The sequence below is a fragment of the Polaribacter sp. L3A8 genome (assembly GCF_009796785.1).
Taxonomy (GTDB): domain Bacteria; phylum Bacteroidota; class Bacteroidia; order Flavobacteriales; family Flavobacteriaceae; genus Polaribacter.
In genome coordinates this window covers 4,195,731-4,214,367 of the sequence record NZ_CP047026.1, presented here as the reverse complement: position 1 = coordinate 4,214,367, position 18,637 = coordinate 4,195,731, and the positions used below count along the sequence as shown (strand labels likewise).

24 protein-coding genes are annotated in these 18,637 nt (G+C 28.8%); 9 read left to right on the top strand and 15 right to left on the bottom strand.

Annotated features, from left to right (window positions below; all coding sequences use genetic code 11):
- Positions 1-19: 19 nt before the first annotated feature.
- Entirely contained in the window at positions 20-913 is an 894-nt protein-coding gene (locus tag GQR92_RS17680) for an IS1595 family transposase (protein WP_158841845.1), read from the bottom strand.
- Between the two features lie 110 nt (positions 914-1,023).
- Positions 1,024-1,860 carry a TIGR00266 family protein gene (locus GQR92_RS17675; protein ID WP_158841843.1) on the bottom strand — a complete coding sequence of 279 codons (837 nt, stop codon included), beginning with the start codon at positions 1,858-1,860 and terminating at the stop codon, positions 1,024-1,026.
- A gap of 547 nt (positions 1,861-2,407) precedes the next feature.
- Between GQR92_RS17675 and GQR92_RS17860 the strand changes: the two genes are divergently transcribed.
- Positions 2,408-2,554, top strand: a complete 147-nt coding sequence (locus GQR92_RS17860) for a hypothetical protein (protein WP_170062864.1) — start codon at positions 2,408-2,410, stop codon at positions 2,552-2,554.
- 1 nt (position 2,555) lies between these two features.
- Here GQR92_RS17860 and GQR92_RS17670 read toward each other — a convergent pair whose 3' ends face one another.
- Positions 2,556-3,011: a DUF4442 domain-containing protein gene (locus GQR92_RS17670; RefSeq protein ID WP_158841841.1), complete on the bottom strand. Its 456-nt coding sequence runs from the start codon at positions 3,009-3,011 to the stop codon at positions 2,556-2,558.
- 222 nt (positions 3,012-3,233) lie between these two features.
- Between GQR92_RS17670 and GQR92_RS17665 the strand changes: the two genes are divergently transcribed.
- The 5 genes from GQR92_RS17665 to GQR92_RS17645 all read left to right on the top strand — a co-directional run bounded on the left by GQR92_RS17665 (position 3,234) and on the right by GQR92_RS17645 (position 6,733).
- A complete protein-coding gene (locus GQR92_RS17665) occupies positions 3,234-3,668 on the top strand; it encodes a DUF4870 domain-containing protein (protein WP_158841839.1) in 435 nt (144 codons plus the stop codon).
- A 20-nt stretch (positions 3,669-3,688) separates the two neighbouring features.
- Positions 3,689-4,033 (top strand): PadR family transcriptional regulator, encoded by a 345-nt coding sequence (locus GQR92_RS17660; protein ID WP_068450479.1) that lies wholly within the window; start codon positions 3,689-3,691, stop codon positions 4,031-4,033.
- Positions 4,026-5,681 (top strand): PspC domain-containing protein, encoded by a 1,656-nt coding sequence (locus GQR92_RS17655; RefSeq protein ID WP_158841837.1) that lies wholly within the window; start codon positions 4,026-4,028, stop codon positions 5,679-5,681. The genes GQR92_RS17660 and GQR92_RS17655 overlap by 8 nt, the downstream gene beginning before the upstream one ends.
- Before the next feature lie 93 nt (positions 5,682-5,774).
- A complete protein-coding gene (locus GQR92_RS17650) occupies positions 5,775-6,500 on the top strand; it encodes a head GIN domain-containing protein (protein ID WP_158841835.1) in 726 nt (241 codons plus the stop codon).
- 32 nt (positions 6,501-6,532) lie between these two features.
- Complete coding sequence (locus GQR92_RS17645) at positions 6,533-6,733, top strand: hypothetical protein (protein WP_158841833.1); 201 nt, start codon at positions 6,533-6,535, stop codon at positions 6,731-6,733.
- Positions 6,734-6,830: 97 nt separating this feature from the next.
- Here the strand turns inward: GQR92_RS17645 and GQR92_RS17640 are convergent, their stop codons facing one another.
- The 5 genes from GQR92_RS17640 to GQR92_RS17620 all read right to left on the bottom strand — a co-directional run bounded on the left by GQR92_RS17640 (position 6,831) and on the right by GQR92_RS17620 (position 10,283).
- Positions 6,831-7,691 (bottom strand): DUF5777 family beta-barrel protein, encoded by an 861-nt coding sequence (locus GQR92_RS17640; RefSeq protein ID WP_158841831.1) that lies wholly within the window; start codon positions 7,689-7,691, stop codon positions 6,831-6,833.
- A gap of 3 nt (positions 7,692-7,694) precedes the next feature.
- Positions 7,695-8,240, bottom strand: a complete 546-nt coding sequence (locus tag GQR92_RS17635; RefSeq protein WP_158841829.1) for a YceI family protein — start codon at positions 8,238-8,240, stop codon at positions 7,695-7,697.
- 11 nt (positions 8,241-8,251) lie between these two features.
- Positions 8,252-8,668: an OB-fold protein gene (locus tag GQR92_RS17630; protein WP_158841827.1), complete on the bottom strand. Its 417-nt coding sequence runs from the start codon at positions 8,666-8,668 to the stop codon at positions 8,252-8,254.
- Positions 8,669-8,678: 10 nt separating this feature from the next.
- Positions 8,679-9,041, bottom strand: a complete 363-nt coding sequence (locus GQR92_RS17625; protein ID WP_158841825.1) for a c-type cytochrome — start codon at positions 9,039-9,041, stop codon at positions 8,679-8,681.
- A 141-nt stretch (positions 9,042-9,182) separates the two neighbouring features.
- Positions 9,183-10,283 carry a LytR/AlgR family response regulator transcription factor gene (locus tag GQR92_RS17620; RefSeq protein ID WP_158841823.1) on the bottom strand — a complete coding sequence of 367 codons (1,101 nt, stop codon included), beginning with the start codon at positions 10,281-10,283 and terminating at the stop codon, positions 9,183-9,185.
- A gap of 152 nt (positions 10,284-10,435) precedes the next feature.
- Here GQR92_RS17620 and GQR92_RS17615 point away from each other — a divergent pair, with 152 nt between their 5' ends.
- The 3 genes from GQR92_RS17615 to GQR92_RS17605 are packed head-to-tail and all read left to right on the top strand — an operon-like array spanning position 10,436 to position 12,303.
- Positions 10,436-10,873: an OB-fold protein gene (locus GQR92_RS17615; RefSeq protein ID WP_158841821.1), complete on the top strand. Its 438-nt coding sequence runs from the start codon at positions 10,436-10,438 to the stop codon at positions 10,871-10,873.
- Entirely contained in the window at positions 10,866-11,411 is a 546-nt protein-coding gene (locus GQR92_RS17610) for a YceI family protein (protein WP_158841819.1), read from the top strand. The genes GQR92_RS17615 and GQR92_RS17610 overlap by 8 nt, the downstream gene beginning before the upstream one ends.
- Complete coding sequence (locus GQR92_RS17605) at positions 11,401-12,303, top strand: DUF5777 family beta-barrel protein (RefSeq protein ID WP_158841817.1); 903 nt, start codon at positions 11,401-11,403, stop codon at positions 12,301-12,303. The genes GQR92_RS17610 and GQR92_RS17605 overlap by 11 nt, the downstream gene beginning before the upstream one ends.
- Before the next feature lie 222 nt (positions 12,304-12,525).
- On the opposite strand, the gene GQR92_RS17600 is transcribed toward GQR92_RS17605, so the two are convergent.
- The 7 genes from GQR92_RS17600 to GQR92_RS17570 all read right to left on the bottom strand — a co-directional run bounded on the left by GQR92_RS17600 (position 12,526) and on the right by GQR92_RS17570 (position 18,636).
- The gene (locus GQR92_RS17600; protein ID WP_158841815.1) at positions 12,526-13,287 is read right to left on the bottom strand and encodes a DUF6503 family protein; all 762 of its coding nucleotides are present in this window, start codon (positions 13,285-13,287) and stop codon (positions 12,526-12,528) included.
- A gap of 41 nt (positions 13,288-13,328) precedes the next feature.
- Entirely contained in the window at positions 13,329-14,093 is a 765-nt protein-coding gene (locus GQR92_RS17595; protein ID WP_158841813.1) for a DUF6503 family protein, read from the bottom strand.
- 81 nt (positions 14,094-14,174) lie between these two features.
- On the bottom strand, positions 14,175-15,941 hold the full coding sequence (locus GQR92_RS17590) for an ABC transporter ATP-binding protein (RefSeq protein ID WP_158841811.1): 1,767 nt from the start codon (positions 15,939-15,941) through the stop codon (positions 14,175-14,177).
- Positions 15,942-16,141: 200 nt separating this feature from the next.
- The gene (locus GQR92_RS17585; RefSeq protein ID WP_158841809.1) at positions 16,142-16,498 is read right to left on the bottom strand and encodes a hypothetical protein; all 357 of its coding nucleotides are present in this window, start codon (positions 16,496-16,498) and stop codon (positions 16,142-16,144) included.
- Between the two features lie 6 nt (positions 16,499-16,504).
- Positions 16,505-16,915, bottom strand: coding sequence for a GreA/GreB family elongation factor (locus GQR92_RS17580; RefSeq protein ID WP_158841807.1), 411 nt, complete (start codon positions 16,913-16,915; stop codon positions 16,505-16,507).
- A 20-nt stretch (positions 16,916-16,935) separates the two neighbouring features.
- On the bottom strand, positions 16,936-17,127 hold the full coding sequence (locus GQR92_RS17575; RefSeq protein ID WP_158841805.1) for a hypothetical protein: 192 nt from the start codon (positions 17,125-17,127) through the stop codon (positions 16,936-16,938).
- A 183-nt stretch (positions 17,128-17,310) separates the two neighbouring features.
- Positions 17,311-18,636, bottom strand: coding sequence for a sigma-54-dependent transcriptional regulator (locus GQR92_RS17570; RefSeq protein ID WP_158841803.1), 1,326 nt, complete (start codon positions 18,634-18,636; stop codon positions 17,311-17,313).
- Position 18,637 lies beyond the last annotated feature (1 nt).

Sequence of the window (18,637 nt, the reverse complement as noted above, 5' to 3'; positions counted from 1 at the left end):
TTCTTATAGAGGTCAGTAGTTAGTTACATATAATTTTGTGATGTTCTACTTTCTCCTTTTCAACCATTTTAGTTATTAAGTTATTGAATATTGTTGCTTTACTTTGTGATCGATTAATTCTAAAACAAAATTCATTAAAATATCTATTTAGATTAAAGTCACTTACCCAAGAATACGTTGTTCTTATCCAAGATTTCACCTGATGAATCATTGTATGAAGTGCTTTAAAATTCATACCTCCATTACTTTCTATTTGAGTAATATTATAAGCTTTCGCAATAGGTCTGTAACCTCTCCATTTGTCGGTTATCACTTTAGCTTCTAGACTGATATGATTCACAAAAATATATTGCAAAGAACTAGCTGAAAAATCTTCGATTCTCATGGCATACATTCTTTTAACTTTTCCATCTTGAGTTAGTTCAACAGCAGTTATAGCTTTCTTTTTCTTAGCATTATAACTTCTTCCTACTTTATCTTTTTCTCGTCCACCCAAAACAAATTCATCCACATGAACAATACCGGTCATAGGACTATTTCCACTACTTTCCATAGCTTCTCTAATTTTGAGCATAAATAAACGTGCAGTCTTTTCTGTTACACTAAAACGAACTGCAACATAACTAGCAGAAAGGCTTTTAGTACTCGTACTCATTTCAAAAACAATAAAGAAAGCTTTTCTAACACCAAACTTTACTTTATGAAAAAGTGTGTTTGATGTAGATGATTCTTGATGAGAGCAAATATTACATGTCCGTGAAAAATCTTTTCTTATTTGAGCCTTTTTATGACCACATTTAACACATTGAAATCCATCTTTCCACTTAATATCTGCCAAGTATTTCTTGCAATCTTCATCCGTTTTAAACCGATCAGCAAACTCTAGAAGGTTTTGTCCTTTAAATATATTCATAATATTACTGTATTTGTTGTTTTTAAAGATATGAATTTAAATACTGACCTCTAAATTCTTATTTAAAATATCAATAAAAATAGATTCAGCCCCAGAAAGTAGGTTTGTTTCTAAAAACGATTATCGCCATCTAACAAGTCTCCAATTCCGCCTAAAACACTGCCTTCTCCTCTACTTCCGTTTCCAGATCTTGGCGCCATAGAAAGTACTCTTCCTGCCAATCTACTAAATGGTAAAGATTGTATATAGACCGTTCCTGGTCCGCGTAAAGAAGCAAAAAACATTCCTTCGCCACCAAAAATGGTGTTTTTTATACCACCAACAAACTCAATATCATACTGTACATCTTGTGTAAATCCAACAATACAACCGGTGTCTACTTTTAAAACTTCTCCTGGTTGCAATACTTTTTTTGCCATCGTTCCACCAGCATGAATAAAACCTAAACCATCGCCTTCTATCTTTTGCATGATAAAACCTTCGCCACCAAACAAACCTCTTCCTAATTTTTTAGAAAACTCGATACCAATAGAAACTCCTTTTGCGGCACACAAAAAAGCATCTTTCTGACAAATAAATTTCCCACCAAACTCGGTTAAATCAATCGGAATTATTTTCCCTGGATATGGAGATGCAAATGAAATTTGTTTTTTCCCAACTCCATCGTTTGTAAAAACAGTCATAAATAAACTTTCTCCGGTTAAAATTCTTTTTCCTGCAGAAAATATCTTCCCTAACAATCCTGTTTCTTGATTAGAACCATCACCTAAAATAGTATTCATTTTAATGTTGTCATCCATCATCATAAAAGTTCCTGCTTCTGCAACTACACCTTCTTGCGGATCTAACTCAATTTCTACAAACTGCATTTCTTCGCCAAAGATTTTATAATCTATTTCGTATGCATTTCTATTAGATGAATTTTGTGGTATTTTATCTTGAAACATAACTTGGTTTTTAAGGTTTATATATTATAAGATGATTTTAGACTCTTTTTGTTACATCAATAAATAATTAATTTTTAAATTTAACTGTTCCTATTTTAATAAAAGCCTGTCAATTTCAGTAAATTTAATGCTTGAAACGAGTGAAATTTGTATAGAAAATTAAGAATTTTAAGCTATTAAATTGTTCTCAATATAATTTTTCGTATCTTAAAAATCACACGAACTGACATTTTAGAAATCAACAACCTCGACCCAAGGGTACGATGTATGCTTCCAAAACATGTTTTTTCATTTCGAGGCAAGCCTCGGGGAATTAAGCCCTTGGCTATCGCCCTACGATTAAAAAAAGTAAAAATGTAGAACTGATTAAAATGATGTAAACTTTTTCTAGGATTACAATTTCTCTTCTGCATTATTATAAAGTTAATTTGAGAACTTTACATATAACACAAAATTAACTTCTTGTTGTTTTACTCCGCTAACAAAAATATTACTTTTGATATGTAGTTAGAAAAAACCTAATTTATAAATTATAAAAAAAGAAATTATGAAATATTTATCTCCAGAAATAGAAGCTTTCTATAATAAATTTGAAACATCAAAACCGTTAGCACGTACAAGTGTATCTTGTGGTATTTTTCAAGATTGCGATTATAACGAAGAAAGACCTGAGTTATACAAAAAGAAGGACTAATTTATTTCTTTACGCGCAAACTCCAATGGAATTGAAAACGAGAAACAATAACACCTTCTTTATTTTTCCCTTCGGATGTTAAAACAATTACTTGTCCTTCTCCTGTGGCTATAGATTTTTGAATTGCCTCTCTAATCTCATTTCCGCCTTTGCAAGAAAACAAGATTTTTCCCGTTGCTTTTTTAAAGAACTCAGCTTCTTGCTTTGTTACAAGCATCGATACTTTCTGCTTAGAATCATCTATTGCCTTCATCACCAAAACTCCAGTTGGCATTTCTGCCGCCATACCTTGCGCAGCCCAAAACATACTTTTAAACGGATTTTGATTCATCCACCTATGTTTTATAGAAACCACCACTTCTATATCTGTAATTGTGCGTACTCTTACGCCGCCTAAATATGCTAAAGGTAATTTTACAAGGTTAAAAAAGTTGACTTTCCTTGGTGTAAATTTCATTTTTTTGATTTAATAAATTTTGTCAATATATTTTGACCTTGACAAGGTAGTTAAAATAAATGAAACAAAAACTCAATAAAAACAGGACATACAAGCCTTTTTTAATGATTTTATTTAACAAATTAAAACGTTAAAGAAATGTTAATTATAGTACTATGCATTGCATAATACCTTTTTAAAGATATATATTTGCATAAGAAAGTATTATACAGTTTAGAAATTATGAAACAAAATAAAGAAAACACCAATGCCTTTTTAATTCATATTTCTGCATTTGCAGGATTTATATTTCCATTTGGTAATATAGTTACTCCTTTAATTGCATGGCAAACATTAAAAGACAGAAGTAACTTTTTAGACGAACAAGGTAAAGAAGCAATTAATTTTAATATCAGTTATTCTTTATACATTTTTATATTAACCTTGTCTTTTATTCCTCTTTTTATTGGTTCTATTTTTAGAAACTTCGATAATTTTAACAACTTTAATCAAGTAAGTATCAATTTCGACTCACACAGTTTTTTTGGATTTATGGGGTTTGCTTCTTTGGCAGGAATTGTAGGAGTTATTAAAATTGCTTTGATCATTATTGCAGCATTAAAAGCAAAAGAAGGAGAAAATTATAAGTATCCTTTCACTATAAAATTTATAAAATAATCATTTAAAAACCACAATAAATGAAGATAGAAAACACAAAAGCACAAATGCGAAAAGGTGTTTTAGAGTATTGCATTTTATCCATTCTAAAAAATGGTGATGCCTATACTTCTGAAATTCTTAAAACGCTAAAAGGTGCAGAAATGATTGTGGTTGAAGGAACCATATATCCGTTATTAACCCGCTTAAAAAACGCAGGTTTGTTAACCTACAGATGGGAAGAATCAACCTCTGGACCACCAAGAAAGTATTACGTTTTAACAGAAAACGGCGGCATGTTTATAAAAGAATTAGACAAAACATGGAGTAATTTAGTAAGTGCAGTAAACCAAGTAATCAGCAAAAAACCAACGACAAATGAATAAGACGATCAACATAAATTTAGGCGGATTTTTCTTCCACATAGATGAAATTGCCTATCAGAAATTAAAAAGATATCTAGAATCTATTTCTAGATCGTTAAGCGATGATCCGCAAGGAAAAAACGAAATCATTGCAGATATAGAAGCGCGTATTAGTGAATTGTTAACAGAAAAAATAACAGACGCTAGACAGGTAATTAATGAAGGTGATATAGAAGATATCATTAAAATTATGGGACAACCAGAAGATTACGCTGGTGCAGAAGAAGAATATAACGATGCTAGTTATTCTTATAAAAGAAACAATACTGCCGGAAAAAAGCTTTTTAGAGATGGTGATGATAAATTTTTAGGTGGAGTTGCAGCTGGTATTGCACATTATTTTGATATTGATACAATATGGGTTCGTCTTGGGTTATTAGCTTTATTCTTTGGAGCTGGTTTTGGTGTAATCTTATATATTATCCTTTGGATACTATTACCAGAAGCAAAAACCACTGCAGAAAAATTGCAGATGGAAGGTGAACCTGTAAACATCGATAATATCGAAAAAAAAATTCGTGAAGAGTTTAATAATGTTTCAGAAAATGTATCTGAATTTGCCAACAAAGCATCAGAGAAATTTAAAGATGGCGCCAATGAGTTTTCAGAAAAAATGAATCAGACTTTTTCGGGAAAGCCAGTAAAAAATAACGGATTACAAGATTTTATCAACACCATAGGCAAGATTATTCTTGTATTCTTTAAAGTGATTGGTAAATTTATTGGAGTGCTACTGGTATTTATTGCTGGTGCAGTTATTTTATCACTAATTATTGGTGGGTTTTCTGTGGGAAGTTTAGAGTTTTTAAATGTAAATGGTGAGTTTTTACAATATCCGCCGTTTTTCTATGATGCTGTTTTACCTAAATGGGCATTAACATTAGCTAGCTTTTTATTAATAGGTATTCCGTTTTTAATCTTATTTGTTTTAGGGTTACGCATTTTATCTAGCAGTATTAAAAAGATTAGTAAACCAACATCACTAACATTATTAGGTATTTGGGTGATTGCTTTATTAACCATGATTTTTACAGGAATAGAATACGGAACGTCTCACGTAAATGACGGACAGTTTGTAAAGAAAACTTCTTTAAATATCATCGAAAAGGATACCATCACTTTAAAAATGATTAATGATGATGAAATTTATTATATCCATAATTTAAGAAGAAGTTCTCGTAAATATGAGGTTGATATAGACGGAACGCCTAAAGCATATTCTAATGATGTAAATGTAAATGTAAAACGAAGTAATTCTGATGAAGCATATGTTATTGTACAAAAAGAATCTGCTGGAAAAACAAGAAGTAGCGCAAATAAGAATGCTGAAAAGCTTGAATATAAATTCGAAATTGTAGATAACACCATCGTTTTAGATGCTTATTACTTGTCTAACTTTAAAAATATGTGGAAAGACGAAGAGATAAATGTTACTATTTATATACCTGAAGACAACACTGTATATTTTGATCATTCTGTTAAAAACTTTTTAAATGATGTAGATAATGAAGGTGATATTTATGATAAAGACATGGCGAATCATCATTTTATAATGACAGATACAACCTTAAAATGTACAGATTGTACTGGTAATGAAAAGACAATTTAATACAATTCACCCATAAAAATTGACAACTGAGTAACCAAACTTTGATTTTAAGCGTCTATTAAGAGACATTTACAATCTAATCAAACTAAACTCATGAAAAAATCAGTAACAAAAATTATCGCAATCCTATTTATAGCAACTGTTTTTACTTCTTGCGCAGTAGATATGTTAAATAGAGTAAGCGGAAACAGAAATGTAACAACGGAAGTAAGAAAAACATCGAATAGCTTTACAGGAATTCAGGTAAGCACAGGCATTGATTTGTACATAACACAAGGTACAAAAAACAAAGTTGTTGTAGAGGCAGATGAAAACTTGCACGATATTATTATCACTGAAATAGAAGACGACATTTTAAAAGTCTATTCAGAAAAAGGTATCTGGAGAGCAAAAGCAAAAAAAGTATATGTTACAGTTACAGACCTAACACTTCTAAGAGCTACAAGCGGAAGTGATGTTCGTGGAAAAGGAGTTATAAATACCGATGACATTTCTATTTCTGCTACTAGTGGTGCCGATATTAATATTACTGTACATGCAACTAGCGTAGCAACTAATGCTACAAGTGGCGCAGATATTAACATTGCAGGTACCACAAAAAACCATGCCTCTAACGCTACAAGCGGAAGCGCTATAGATGCGTATGATTTAGAAAGTAAAAACACCATTGCTAAGGTAACAAGTGGTGCTGATATTAATATTTATGCTTCAGAAAAATTAGAAGCACATGCAAATAGCGGTGGAGATATTGATTTTAAAGGAAACCCAAAATCAATCAATAAAAAAGCATCTTCCGGCGGAAGTATTTCAAAAAAATAACATCAATTCATCAACCAAACTAAACAATTATTATGAACTCTTTTTTAGAACCTTTTAAAAATTCTTTTGTTATTAAAGTGATTATTTTTATAGCAATGTTATTCTATAACTTTGTTTTAAACGCTCAAGCTGATAACAATACCGATCTCTATAAAACATTTAAATCTAAAGACAGTATTCTTTTTGAAAGAGGGTTTAATCTTTTTGAAACAGAAAAATTTAAAAATTTTTAATATTAAAAATAGCTTTTTTTAGCTAAAAAACGAATGGAATATCAACAAAATAACCTTTTGATATTCCATATTGCACATTACCAAGAATAACAGTAATTTAAAAAGTTCTAGAGATATTAAATCCAAAATGGATATCGCCTCCGAAGAAATTACCCGTTGTTTCTGTAATAAAACTTTTTTCTATCATTGTAATTGCATTCGATAAAATAAGTTGAAATACGTGTCCACCAGTTTCTATATCTACACCAAATGCTAATGAATTTCTTGCATTTATTGATTTAGATTCATCTAAAGCTAAATAATACTCACTATTAAAAGAAACCCTTTTACTTAATTTTATTCTTGTTCCTAAACCTACAGCAAAAATATCATGAGGATCTTCATTTATTTTTACAGAATTTCTATGTACATAAGTAGGTGTTACCTGAAATGAAAAAGAAGAACTTACTTTTTTAGCTATTAAAACCTGCCCAACATAAAACAAACTTTCTGTAAAAGTTCTTTTATTTGCAGGGTCATAATCTTTTAATGTTTTTACAGCTATACTTCCAAAAAGTGAAATTGCAAAAGGAAAAGAATTTTTACCTTTTTTTTGTTTTAATAAACTGTATTTAAAAAAACCATCATAAGTTTTTTCAAAACTACTTCTACCAAGGCCAACTGTTAAATCATCATTTAAACCATATTCTAATGCAAAACGAATATTGGATTGATCTAAACCAAAAAGTTCATCAAAACCTAAATTTACGCGTCCAAATCTATGAGATATAATAAACTCTAACTCTTTGTCTTTTCTATTTTCTATAGAATGTCCGTTTAAGATTCTTGTACCTTTAAAGGTTGCTGTTACAATATTATCTGTTTCTTGGCTTTCCTTGTTTAAAATATCTAGTAAATCTTGGGCAGGAAGTTGCAAACTGATTAGCAATACAAAAATGGTTCCTATAATTTTTTTCATCTTTTAATTCTTGTAAGGTTTATGGTTAAATTCGAAAGTAACTTTAATTTTTTTTGCTATATTTTTAGTAACTACGTTAGGTATTTTAATATCATAATCTGTAACTAATAAATTAAATTCGCCTTTCATAAAAATACTTTGTTCCGTTTTTGTAAAATTTGCAGAAATTACAATTTCTTTACTTTTACCATGAATTGTAATTATTCCTTTTACATTTACTTTTGTTTCTGGATCTTTTATATTTTCAAAATCAATAATAGCACCTTTAAAAGTAGCTTTTGGATACTTATCCGATTCTACATAATTCTCATTAAAGTGTTCTTGCATTAACGCTTTCTCAAACATAAATGATTTCATTAAAATAGAAACTGCCATTTTACCTGATGTAGCATCTATAATACTTAAAACTTGATTATTATCTGCCTTTATATCTTCTATTAATGCAGAAGAAAAGAAAGTTACAGACCCGTTTTTTGTTAAATATTTTTTTTGAGCGTTAATTACATTTGTTAATAAAAAGAAAATTATAACTGTATAAATAGTTTTCATCTTTTTTAGCTTTAGTTTGTTACCTCACCATTTACAAGAATAACATCTAATAAATACCCTGTACAAATTCCTTTTATAGAAATAGATTGTCCTTCTTTTAGTAAACTCATTTTTTTTGTTCCTTTTTCAGATAAATGGCATAAAACACTACCAAAATCATCTTTAGTTTTTAGTGTAATAATTCCTTTCTCTTTTACTAAATTTAATTTATCAATTTTACCATAAACTTTAATAATTTTATCTAAATAAAGTCCATTTGCTTTAGTTTCATCCAAAGAAAAATCATTTATAATTTTATCTGCAGTTAGCGTAATCTCAGATTTTGTATCTGCTACATTTACATGCGGTTTGTTGTACACTTTATAGACAGCAAAGACAACTGAAATTACGATAATTAAAATTGAGATAATTATTTTATTTTTTTTCACCCTTTATATTTTAGTTATCTAAGGCACCATTTTCTACCCAACAAACAATTGCATCTATTTCTGCTTGTGTTAAAGAGCCCCCTTGTGGCATTCTTCTACTTGCAACTGCAGATCTTACAATATTGGCACTTGCACTAATAGAATTGTAAGAAGTTAAATTTGGTGAATTACCTCCACTACCATGACATTCTATACAATTTGTATCAATAATTGGTTTTACACTTTTAGCAAAAGTGATGTCTTTACAAGGATCAACAGTAACAACTTCATTCTCTATCATATCCTCATCTTCTACATTTGATACACAAGATGCAAAAAATACAGATATTAGAAGAATAAGAATTTCTTTTCTAATTTTAAATTGGTTTTTCATTATAGTTAATTTTGGTTTCTATACCGTAAAGTAACTGATAAAAAGGATGTTGTGTTCTATTAAGCTATTCGAAGAGGAAATATATATGGTTAAAAGGGAAAAAAAAGCCTTAAATTAGAAAGTAAATTACACAAAAAACATTTAAATATTTAACCACTGTTTAAATTCTGCGGCTTTGTTTTTACTAATAATGATCTCTTCTGATGTTTTAGATTGCAATAAAATTTTAAGTTGACTTTTACCATATTTAATAATCTTATCTATGGCAGTAATACTAATTATAAATTGTCTATTTGCCCTAAAAAATAACGTTGCATCAAAATTACTATGCATATCATCTAAACTTGTATTTGTAGTAGATCGTTTACCGTCAAAACAAACAACATACGTAATTGTGTTTTCTGTATAAACGTAAGCAATATCATTTATAGGAATAGGCACTAACTCGTTTCTAACATAGGTAAGTATTCTTTTTCTTGTAATTTCTGTTGATGCTTCTTCAACTAGGTTGTCTTTTGCTACTTCTACTACTTTTTCTTTATAAGTAACTAAATCTGTATTAAGTTTTGATAAATTAATTACTTCTGTTGCTAAATTAGAATTCTTTAACTCTAATTCTTTTTCATAAGCACTGCCAATTACCCTAACTGCTAAAAATGATAAAATAATAACCAAAACTCCCATAATTAAAAAAATGAGATAGAACTTACTTCTTAAAGCACTCATTTGAGTATGTATACTGTTCAAATTTACATTAGCTGCAACTATTAAATCTGAATTTTTTATAGGCGAAATATGAATAATTTCAAATGCATTTTCAGCATCGTTAGCAGGTTTTCTTTTTATTAATAAATCGTACAAATCATCTGAATTGTTTTTCTCTTTTAAAGAAGACAATAATGTTTTATTAGAATTTACTTTTTGACCAACTTTAGTAACATCTGGATGGCAAACCTCTTTACCTCCCCAATTAAAAATACTAATAAACCAAGTATCTCTATTAGATTCTGAAATTATTTTTTGAATATTCTTTACAATAACTTCTTTTTTAATTCCTGCTAAAAGTTGAAAATCTATAAAACGAGCAACTTCATTTGCTTCTCTTTTACTAGATTCTACCTGAACTTCTATTAACTGATTAGCGCTAACTCTTATAAAATATTGAGATGCGATTAAAGCTATTAATAAAAAAATAACAGTAATAGATAAAAAGGTTAAAAAGTATAATTTGTCTTTTTTCATGCTTAAATTTAAAATTCGAAATATACTATTAATCTTTTTCTTTTTCAGGTTGATATTTCCTCTTTTAAGTATTATTTTTCGGCTTTATAAACTTTTTTACACATAAAAAGGATTACATTTAGTTACTTTGATATAGTTTTCTAATTAAATTTATGAAAAAAAAAAACAAGATTTTTTATTTTTTATTTATACTTTTTCTTATAGTAAATAGCTGTTTTTATATAGCTTATTATTTTAAGGATTCTAACAAAAATTTAGAATTAGTACCTTATAATACTTCTATTAATTCTATCGATTTAATAGACTCTTATCTAGATAATGAAAAAAAAGCTGATAAATTGTATTTAGAAAAAATTATAGAAGTATCTGGTTTTGTAAGAGAAGTTACTTTTTTAAATAACAGAAATACAGTAATATTGTACGGTAAAAATAAAACCTCTGGTATTATTTGCGATATACACCCAAGCCAAATTGAAAAAATAAAAAACTTAAAAGAACATCAAAAAATAGTTGTAAAAGGTATTTGCAAAGGTTTTTTAAAAGATGTTGTACTATTAAACTGTTATATAGATTTAAAATTGAATGAATAAAATTTTATCATTATTTTTAACAATCACTTTATTTACTGGTTTCACTTCAGATACTAATCAGTTTATTGCAAGACAAGGACACATCTCTTTTTTTTCTTATGCTTCTATGGAAAACATTGAAGCACAAAATAACCAAGTTTTAAGCATCTTAGATCTTAAAAATAAAAAAATAGCAGTAAGCATGTTAATGAGTGCTTTTGTATTTAAAAAAGATTTAATGTACGAGCATTTTAATGAGAGCTATATTGAATCTGATATTTACCCAAAAGCAACTTTTGAAGGAGATATAATAGACCTTGAGCCATCTTTAAATAAACAAACAAAAATTGCAAGAGGTAATTTAACAATTCATGGAATTACAAAAGAAATAGATATTAAAATAACTATAGAAAAAATAAATAAAACTTATACAATTTCTGGTGAATACAATGTATTTGTAAAAGATTTTGACATTAAAATTCCACCAATTTTATCTAGCAATATTGCAAAAATAATTACTATAAAATTCAGCTTTCAATATCAATCTTATGAAGGATAAAAAAATATATCAATTATTTATAGTAATCTATTTAGTAGTAAACTCTACTTTAAACGCACAAAGTTTATTAGACAAATTAAATAATGAGTTTACATATAAACCAGTTTATGAAATAGCTACTTTTAAAACTACAAGAATTGGTTTAAGTCATTCTATTGAAACCCGTAAAAAAGGTGCTTTACAAATTTCTCTTTATAACAGATATTGGAACATTCCAAATTTTGGAGGAGAGCGTTTTTTAGCTGATAAAATAAGTACCCGTTATGGTTTAGAATATGCATTATCAGATAACTTTACTGTAGGGTTAGGATATACAAATTTTGATAAAATTTCTGATGGTTATTTAAAATACAAACTTTTAAAACAACAAAGAGAAACTAAAAAAGCACCTATTACAATTACATTATTACAAGTAATATCTAATAAAAAAAGGACCAGTACAGATGTTTATGGCAAAGAATCACCTGCAAACAACTATGCATTTACTAGTCAGGTTTTAATTGCTAAGAAACTTAATTCATATCTTTCTATTCAAATTACACCAACCATTATTCATAGAATAGCAACTATTAAAAATAATGACCCAAATAGTCAGTTTGCAATTGGTTTTGGAGGAAGACACAAAATAGGTAACCATACATCTATTGTCTCTGAGTACTATTACGTAGCAAATCCATTAAAATCTATGAATACTTATAATCCTTTTATGATAGGTCTAAATTGGGAGTTAAGTCATTTACTGTTACAGTTTCATATTACAAATACACGTAATTTTGCAGAGGATACTTTTATAACTCAAACTACAAATAATTTCAATTTTAAAGATCCAAACTTACATTTTGGTTTTAATGCAACTTTTGTATTACACACAAAAAAGAGAAAATTAAAGTAAATACTATCTTTCTTTATTAAAATATTTTACTCGGTTAGCTTTAATTTGTCATAAATTAACCGTTATAACAATTATTCTAAGTAATAAGTAATTTTAGAAAAAAAATCGATTCAAAAACTTTTATTCCAATAATATATTTAACTTTTTAAAATTCAATAAGTTTATTAGTTTACTTGGTAAGCGTCGTTTTGTAAAAAACGACGCTTACTTTTTTATAATAACTTATTGTACAGGTTTATCAAAAAACGAATCTGCTAATTGTGCTTCACTTGCTAAAGGCGATTTAAAATCTACAATCTTAGTTGTAGGGGCATATACATCATCCTTATCTTTTGCATACCAAGTAATTTGTTTTGGTAAAACAAAACCATTTACATTTTCCCAACCATTGTATTTTATCAATTTATAAGTATCAACGGGTGCTTTCGTTCTAAAAGTTACGGTATACGCAAGCCATTCCATTTGATACGTTTTAGCATTGTAATACACAATATAATTATCATCAGGAGAAGTACCTACATTTGCTTTGTAAGAAATCTTATAACCTGGATAATTGATGCCTTCAAATACAAAATTAGCTACTTTTTCATAAATAATTCCATCATCAGCTAAAACAAAAGGCATGGCATAAAAGTAAAAATATAGGTTATAATAAAAAGCAGGATCTCTTTTTAAACTTCCTTTTTCTTCTTCTAAAGACCAAATTTCTTTTCCGTCGAAACCAAGAGAATATTTAGGAGAATTCACTAAAATTTTACGCGAATTCATATCAGAAGTATGTACCTCATCTTCTTTAGAAAAAGAAAGCGTTTTTACTTTTCTCCATTTATCAATACCACCGTGAGCATCAAAAACTTTTCCTAATTCTACAGGAAAAGCCTCTTTTTTAACAGTAATAATAGTTTCTTTTTTAACTTCTTTTTTTGCCTCATTTTTACACGAAGCTGCTATGATTACCAGTAATAATACAAGTATTTTTTTCATAATTTAATTTCTATTTTTTTAACCATTAACCTCAAATATACTTATTTAATTGGTTTCTCAAAAAATGAAGCTGCTAGTTCTTTATTACTTATAGATGCAAAAGTAAATTCCATTGCAGGTCTTGCAGGTTCTGTTGGCACACCTGTTTCATCTGTTTTATACCAAGTAATTTCAGAAGGTAAAACCAATCCGTTTACGTTGTTCCATTTACCATATTTAATTACATTAAATTTATCGCTTGGTTTTTTAGTACTAAAGGTAGCCGTATATGCTAACCATTCCATTTGATATGTTTTTGGGTTGTAATATAATTTGTAATTATCATCTGGAGAACTCCCTAGATTTGCTTTAAAAGACATTTTATATCCAGGATACTCAACTCCTTCAAAAGATAAAGGTGCAATTTTTTCGTAAGAAATTCCATCATCAGACAAAACAAAAGGCATGGCATAAAAATAAAAGAAAAGGTTATGATAAAAAGAAGGATTTCCTTTAAAAGCACCTTCTTGTACTTCATCTAACCAAACCTCTTTACCATTAAAACCAACAGCATATTTTGGTGAATTAATTACATTTTTACGCGCATGTAAATCTATAGTATGTACTTCTTCTCCTTTTGTAAAAGTTAAAACAGCTGCATTTCTCCATGCTTTAATTCCCCCATGAGCTTCAAAAACTTTTCCTAATTCTTCTGGAAAACTTTCTTTTTTTACTGCTGCTATTTTTTCTTCTTTGATTTCTTTTTTTGGTTCATTTTTACAAGAAACTGCAAATACAACCATTAATACTAAAAGTACTTTTTTCATAACTAGATTTATGTTTTAAATTGGATAATTTAGATGGTCGTAATCATTAAGAATCCTTACAAAAAAAGTAAAATTTAACTATTAAATTTTAGATTGATAGGTGTATAAATCAAAATACCTACCTTCTTTAGCAATTAACTCATCATGAGTTCCTCTTTCTGCAATACTCCCCGCTTCTATTACTAAAATCTGATCTGCTTTTTTAATAGTACTCAATCTGTGTGCAATTACAATGGTAGTCCTGTCTTTAACTAATTCTGATAAACTTTTCTGAATTAAAGATTCACTTTCTGTATCTAAGCTAGAAGTTGCTTCATCTAAAATAATAATCTTTGGATCTGCTAAAATAGCTCTTGCAATTGCCAATCGCTGACGTTGACCACCAGAAAGTTTCACACCTCTTTCTCCAATTAAAGTATCTAAACCATTATCAAATCTGTCTGTAAATTCATTTACATACGCAGCATTAACCGCGTTTTGTAATTCTTCTTCTGATGCATCTGGTCTTGGAAATAAAATATTTTGTCTAATGGTTCCTTCAAACAAAAATTCGTCTTGTAAAACAACCCCTAAGTTTTTTCTGTAACTAGACAAATTAACCTTAGACATATCTTGGTTATCAATAGTAATCGAACCCGATTTAGGGTTTAAAAAAGTGGCAGATAAACCTGCAATGGTAGATTTACCAGAACCAGAACTCCCAACTAAAGCCGTTACAGAACCAGAAGGCACTTTAAAATTGATGTTATTTAAAACCTCTTTTCCTTCTTCATACTCAAAAGAAACATCATCAAAAACAATTTCTCCTTTTATATTTTCTAAAAAAATGGTTCTGTCTTTATCATCTTCTTCTGCAGCCATATTCATTAACTCTTCTGTTCTGTCTAAACCCGCAAGTGCTTCCGTTAATTGGCTACCAATATTACTCATCTGTACAATAGGAGCAACCATAAAAGCTAGTAGAAATGTAAACTGAATAAAATCTCCAAAGGTCATAGTACCTTCTATCATATAATAACCTCCAATTCCCATAACTCCGGTAGTTGCTAAACCTATTAACAGCGTTGATGAACTTGTCATGATTGCAGTTGCAGTCAAACTTTTTTTAACATTGATAAAAATATCTGCTACTCCTTTTTCAAATATTTTACTTTCTTGCTCTTCTGCGTTAAAAGCTTTAATAACTCTAATACCGCCTAAAGTTTCTGTTAAACGTCCTTTTACTTCTGCATTAATTTTTCCTCTAGCTCTAAAAACAGGTCGTATGTATTTAAATGATTTTAAGGCGATAAATCCGAAGATTGATAAAGGCACAAAGGTAAAAACGGTCATCCAAACATTCATTTTAATCAGAATAACCAAAGTTACAATTGCAGTAAAAGAACCACCAATTAGTTGTACCAAACCCGTACCAATTAAGTTTCTAACACCTTCTACATCTGTCATAATTCTAGAAACTAAAGCGCCAGATTTTGTATTATCAAAAAAACTAATAGGCAAAGACAATACTTTTCTTTGTACCTGTACTCTTAATTCTGATATTAAATACTGTGCTTGAATACTTAATACTTTTGTTAATAAAAAAGAAGTAATAGCTTGTACTAAAATAGCGCCAATAACAATAAATATTAAGTTATATAAATGACTGTAATCTTTATTAGGTATAACGTCATCCATTAATATTTTACTTTGCATTGGCAAAACAAAGCCAGATAAACTTCTAATAATTATAAGAATTAAACCTAAAAAAACCAAGTTTCTCCTTGGCCAAATAATAGTTATAAAAGCTTGTTTTAAAGTTACTTTAGGTTTGGTTTTATTTTTTTTTGAATCTTTAAGATGTTGCATATTATTTTTTAAGAATATAAGTAAATACGGAAGTCAATTTATATGCCACATAAAATAACATGACAAATTAACAAAACAAATACTATGCAAAAGTACGTATCTGTTTACTAAAACACCCAAATTACAGCTCATAAAAAAAGGCAGCTCCAGATCTCATCTGGAGCTACCTACAAAAAAAACTAACTTAACAAATTAGCAAATTAGACCATACTATTTTTTAATTTTTTATAATTATTTAAATGCTCTATATATAAATTTCTATTTTTTTTATGCTCTGTGTAAAAGAATAAATCGCATTCTAAATCAATACATTCAATGTAATTATCTAAGACATTTATATATTCTAAAAGTAACTGATGTAAAACCTTATTATCTTCTACAATCTTAAAAAAAGAATCACTTAAATTCTTTTTTTTAAGTATTTCAAACTCAACATTATTACATTCTTGCGAAATTTCATTAAGATCAAACATCCATCTTTTTACCTCTCTTAAACTTCTTTTTTGAATTATTTCATTTTCAGAATATTCACTTATATTATTTTTTACACGCATCATAATTACCTATTTGGTTACTTTTAATTCTTGCTCTACATTTAACACATTCAATTTTTGTAAACCTCCAGGAAAATCCCATAAAATAACATCACCCTTTGCGTAACCCAAAACAGCTGTTCCCATAGGTAACAATAAAGAAATTTTATTATCTAACGTGTTACTATTAGCAGGTACAACTAGTTTAAATGTTTTTTCCCACAAACCATCTTGAGAACTAACTGTTACAACAGAATTCAATCTTACCACATCATTAGGCATTTCATTTTCTGTAACTACTTTTGTAGCGTTTCTTAGCTCTTCTTGTAACTTTAAAATATGATTTTTAACTGTTTTTGAGGCTGTTGCATTGTTTAAATTCAAGAGTTTTTCTATAATTAAAAACTCTTTTTCTTCAATAATTAATTGTCCATACTTCATTTTTTCTAAAATCTTAATTATTACATAATTTCTAATTCTCTTTCCCCCTCAATAAAACTAAAACCTGGTGTTAAAATAGATGTTGAATTCTTGCTGTCTAAATTCCTTTTTTCATATTCGCTACAAGACCAAATTGCATTCTTGTTTGATGTTAAGCTGCAATCTATTGTATGAATACACGTATTACATAAACTTTTATTATTGAGTATCATAATTATCTTTTTAATTACAACTACCTATTGGCAAGCCATGTGCCATTTTTTTAAAAGAAAATCAACAAAAACATAAAGCACTACAAAACAATACTTTAATTTAAATTTAACTGTAAACCAAAAAAAAGCAGTTGAGGAATATTTCCCCAACTGCTACTTATTTACCCACTTTTCTTAAAAGACTTATTTTAACTTTTCTCGAAGTGTTTTTCGATCAATTTGAAGAATTTCTGCTGCTTTTGTTTTGTTGTTATTTGTAGCCTGAAGCACTTTTAAAATATACGTTTTCTCAAACTCTTTTAATGATAGTAATTCTTGATTTTCAGAAAAATCAATCTGATACTTTATGTGTTCTGGTAAATGCTCTACATCTACTAACTTATCACACATAATAATAGCTCTTTGTATTACATTTTCTAACTCCCTAATATTTCCGGGCCAATTGTATTTTTTTAGAACTTCTAAAGCTTCTGGAGTCATTTTTAAAAAACGGTCTTTGTATTCTATTCCGTATTTAAACAAGAACTTATCTACCAATAACGGAAGGTCTGTAACTCTTTCTAACAAAGAAGGAACTTCTATTTGCACAACCGTTAATCTGTAATACAAATCTTCTCTAAAGCGCTCTTTTTTTATCAATTCTTTTAGGTTGATGTTGGTTGCCGCAATTACACGAACATCTATTTTTTCTGGTTTTTGAGCTCCCACTCTTACCACTTCTTTTTCTTGTAAAACACGTAATAATCTTAATTGCGTTGATAAAGGTGCATTCCCTATTTCATCTAAAAAAATAGTACCATTATTCGCTGCCTGAAAAAAACCTTTTCTGTCCTTATCTGCTCCTGTAAACGCTCCTTTTACATACCCAAACAATTCTGATTCTAATAAGTTTTCTGGTATCGCTCCACAGTTTACCACAATAAATGGTGCTGAAGAAAATTTACCCATATAATGTATAGAGCGCGCAACCAACTCTTTTCCGGTTCCGCTTTCTCCATGGATAAAAACAGTTGCTTTGTTATTTTTTAAACGCTCAATTACATCTGTCACTTTTTTCATTGCAGGTGATGTCCCTATTAATTCTCCATAGGGTTTCGATACAATTTCTTCTTTTACTTTGGTAATTTTATCCCTTTTAGGTTTAGATGCTAAAGATTTAAAAATAGCCGTTTTTAATTCTTCTTTTGTAAAAGGTTTGGTAATATAATCTGCCGCACCAGATTTCATCACTTCTAAAGCACCATTTATAGACGGAAAACCTGTAACGACTAACTTAGGCATTTTAGAATAATGTTCAGACACATACTTAATTAACTCCAAACCATCTACACTAGGCATTTGCAAGTCTGTAATTAATAAATCTATAGAAGTATCTTTTAGAATTTCTAAGGCCTCTTTTACAGAAATGGCTTTATAGGTATGATAATTTAGGGATTGTAAATGCCTTTGGATGAGTTCTAGAATGTGAATATCATCATCTACAATTAAAATATTCTCTTTGTTTAGCATC